Genomic DNA, 3356 nt, shown 5'->3' with positions numbered 1-3356 from the left:
GCGCTGCGGAAAAACGGCGCGCCTGTCCCTTACAAAGCAGAGCGGGCGCTGTTAGCGTGGGTTTTCCCAGCCCTACGAGGATTCAGGAGACGAGATGAGCACTGAAGACACCGGCACCGGCGAGGATGGTCGACCCAACGCAGCGCGGCAAGAATCCGGCGGCATACCCAACTCGGAGAACGGGGCCGGGCTGGGCGCTGGGGAGCCCAATACCTTTGAACCGGAAGAAGGAACGGACGGCAGCGCCAGTTCGCCGTCCGGGGAGTCTTCCGGGGAAACGTCCGTAGCGACAGCCGAGGACACTCCGGATGTGGAGGAAACCCCGGTCGAAACGAGTGAACCGAGCTAATGGGGCGCTGAGCGGCCGGCCCGTCCCCGCGGCGGCCAGCCGCTCTGTGCTGGAGTCCGCCTGCGGTGGATAATTGGACACACACTGGAGTGGCAACGGGGCTACGGAGGATTCCATGAGGATCGTCGGAACGCTAGTGATCATCTGGCTTATCATCGGCGGCTTCGCCGCTTTTCAGCGGGGATATTTTGGCGGTTCTCCGGATTCCTGCGCGGAAGCGGGCACAGTGGCCGTTACCGTCGTCGCAGGCCCCCTGAACTACATGGGCGCCAACCCCAAGATCGACTGCCAGGTGCCGCAACCTTCGCAGTAGCCAGCCGGCAGCAGGCACTCCGCACTAGCATCCGGCAGCAGGCACGCTGCCCACTGCCCTGCGTTCAGTCCTCCGTGGGCGTGGTGCGGTTGGAGTGATAGGTCCGCCAGCTGTGCTCGGGCGCGAAACCGAGGAGCCGCTTGGCCTTGTCGATGGACAGCATGGTCTCGTGCTCCCCCAGTTCCCTGGTCACTTTCACGTTGGGGAACACCTCGGCGGCAAGGCTCACGCTGGAGCGGGTCATCACCGTGTCCTCATTGGCGATGATGAACGCCTCGAACCCGGGCTTGCCGTGCTCCAGCGCGCGGGCCACTGCCTGGGCACCGTCGCGTCCGTCGATGTAGCCCCACAGGTTCCACTTGCGCAGCCTCGGATCAGCATCAAACGAGGGAAAATTCTCGTAGTCCTCGGGATCCATGACATTGGAGAAGCGGAGGCCTGTGATGCTGAGTTCCGGGTCCCAGCGCGTCATTTCGATCGCCATTTGCTCCTCCAGGTGCTTCACCAGCGAGTACGTGCTCTCCGGCCGGGCCGGGTACTCCTCGTCGACCGGAATATAGGGAGGGTCGACGTCGAACGGCAGTCCCAGCACCGTCTCACTGGAGGCATACACCACCTTTTTGATGCCGGCCCTGCGGGCCGCCTGGAAGACGTTGTACGTGGACAGCATGTTGTTTTCGAAGGTGGCGGCATCCGGCACAAGTCCCGGTGCCGGGATGGCAGCCAAGTGGACGATCGCGTCGAATCCCTGGTGCCGGTCCTCCAGTCCCAGAATGACGTCAAGGACCTGGCCGTAGTTCCTCAGGTCCACGAGCGCCAGGGCGGGGCTTCGTTCTCCTGTCCGGTCGAGGTTCAGGACGGAATGCCCGTCTTCATTGAGCCTTCGGACAACACTGCGCCCAAGTTTTCCGCTTCCGCCTGTTACAGCAATTCTCACGACGGTCTCCTCTGGTTGTTCCGCTGGCGGGCCCTCGTCGAAGCCCTTTCTGAATCCCCGGGGTGCAGCCGGCTGTCATCCACCCAGCCTAGGTGTGGCGGCGCCCTCCCGCAGCTCTTTTGGCAACCCCTGTCGCTCCCGTAACGGAAGAACCGATCGGGCTGACCTGTGTTTATGTTGCGGACTCACTGTCATAACGCCTTTCCAACTGGTGTATATAATTTCTCGGTACGGTTTAGCAGAAGGCCGTTGGATAGTTGTTCGATCCGGCTTCAGCTGCCGCTTACCGCTCCCCCTTCTGTGGAATGCGCTGCGCCCGCCGGCTCGTCTTGACCTGAGCGAAAACGGTACTGGGAATCGTGGCCAGCGAGTCGACTGCAAAACCTGAAACGTCAATTACAGAGCATCTCAATGAAATGGTGCTCGCCAGCTCCGATGTGGAGGAGTTCCTTCACGAGCTCGCACGGGTTTCCGCCCGCAGCCTTTCCGAACCTGGCGACGAGGTTCTGTGCGGCATCACGCTGCTGCGCCACCGCAAGGCCGCGACCGTGGCCAGCAGCTCGCCCGACGCCCAGGCGATGGACGAGATCCAGTATGATTTCGGCGACGGCCCCTGCATGACGGCTTCACGCGAACAGGTGACCGTCCACATCACCGACGTAGAAAATTACGAGCGGTGGCCGCAGTACTCGCGCACGGTGCGGAGCCAGGGAGTGCGCTCCATCCTGGCGATTCCCTTCCAGCTTGAAGGCGAGACCCGCGCCGCCCTGAACCTTTACTCCCACCGTCCGGGCCGGTTCGAGGGACGGGTACTGGCCTTGGCGGAGGACTTCGTCTCACAGACATCCATGGCCCTGCGCCTTGCAGTCCGGTTTGCGCACTACAGTGATGCAGCCGCGAACCTCAAGGCCACCCTGGAAACGAGGACGGTGATCGACGTCGCCGTCGGCGTCATCATGGCGCAGAACAGGTGCAGCCAGGAGGAGGCCTTCGCCTTGCTCAAGGCAGCGTCCAGCACGCGTAACATCAAACTGCGCGCGGTGGCGACGACGATCGTGGAGTCACTGGGGCAGGGTCCGGCGAAGACCCACTACGAGGGGTAGCACTTCAGTATTCTGCCCCGGCGGGCCGGAGCCCCGGGAGGAACTCCCCGGGCAGTTCCGCAACCGGGACGATCACAAGGTCCTGCACCTTCCAGTCCAGCGCTGCGCATTCTTTCCGCGCTTCCTCGAGAGCCTCCAGTGATGGATGGGTGCCGTCGGCCGGCACCACGAAGGACTCGATGTGGAAGACGTGCCCCTCATCGCGGACGCGTGAAGCCGCCTCACGCACCAGGGAAGGCCCTTCAGGTAAGTGTCAATCCGCCGGTTGAGCGGATCGGGGGCGGAGTCATCCACAGTGTGTGCCCGCGTGTCGATCAGCGCTCCAACCGCCCCGCGGAGGTTCTTGATCCCGTCCCGCAGGATACTTATGGATATCAGGAGGGCTGCGGCGCAGTCGGCCCACCAGAGTCCGACGCCGATTCCGAGTACGCCGACGGCCGCGGCGCTCGCTGTCATCCAGTCGGCCTTGTTCATGTCAGCGTCCGCGTACAGCACTTTGTCGTGGAGCTTCTCTGCAAGTTTGATCTTCACCCGCCCCAGATACACAGGAGGCGCGGCCGTGAGCACCAGCGGTGATAGCCGTAGGGATGCTTCTCTGTGGGAGGGCGTCGGATCAGCCGGACAGCCAGGAGGAACGCGATGGGCGGCAGGAAC

At 63.3% G+C, this 3356-nt stretch carries 4 protein-coding genes and 1 pseudogene; 3 read left to right on the top strand and 2 right to left on the bottom strand.

Going from position 1 to position 3356, the window contains the following annotated elements:
- The first annotated feature begins 94 nt into the window (after nucleotides 1-94).
- Together RIN13_RS19630 and RIN13_RS19625 are read left to right on the top strand one after the other, a co-directional pair.
- Nucleotides 95-349, top strand: coding sequence for a hypothetical protein (locus RIN13_RS19630; RefSeq protein ID WP_309108995.1), 255 nt, complete (start codon nucleotides 95-97; stop codon nucleotides 347-349).
- Between the two features lie 115 nt (nucleotides 350-464).
- The gene (locus tag RIN13_RS19625) at nucleotides 465-662 is read left to right on the top strand and encodes a hypothetical protein (RefSeq protein ID WP_309108994.1); all 198 of its coding nucleotides are present in this window, start codon (nucleotides 465-467) and stop codon (nucleotides 660-662) included.
- 64 nt (nucleotides 663-726) lie between these two features.
- Here RIN13_RS19625 and RIN13_RS19620 read toward each other — a convergent pair whose 3' ends face one another.
- A complete protein-coding gene (locus RIN13_RS19620; protein WP_309108993.1) occupies nucleotides 727-1599 on the bottom strand; it encodes an NAD(P)-dependent oxidoreductase in 873 nt (290 codons plus the stop codon).
- 359 nt (nucleotides 1600-1958) lie between these two features.
- Between RIN13_RS19620 and RIN13_RS19615 the strand changes: the two genes are divergently transcribed.
- Entirely contained in the window at nucleotides 1959-2702 is a 744-nt protein-coding gene (locus RIN13_RS19615) for a GAF and ANTAR domain-containing protein (protein ID WP_309108992.1), read from the top strand.
- Between the two features lie 4 nt (nucleotides 2703-2706).
- On the opposite strand, the pseudogene RIN13_RS20545 reads toward RIN13_RS19615, so the two are convergent.
- Nucleotides 2707-3356: pseudogene (locus RIN13_RS20545) on the bottom strand (cation transporter); the annotation flags it as partial.

Origin of the sequence: Arthrobacter sp., from assembly GCF_031179985.1 — a bacterium.
Lineage (GTDB): Bacteria > Actinomycetota > Actinomycetes > Actinomycetales > Micrococcaceae > Arthrobacter.
The sequence above is the reverse complement of the archived record's forward strand: the minus strand, read 5'-3'. Positions and strand labels throughout refer to the sequence as shown.

Excerpts from the sequence above, each read along its gene's own strand:
- RIN13_RS19630 (WP_309108995.1), top strand. The coding sequence starts at position 95 with ATGAGCACTGAAGACACCGGCACCGGCGAGGATGGTCGACCCAACGCA.
- RIN13_RS19625 (WP_309108994.1), top strand. The coding sequence starts at position 465 with ATGAGGATCGTCGGAACGCTAGTGATCATCTGGCTTATCATCGGCGGC.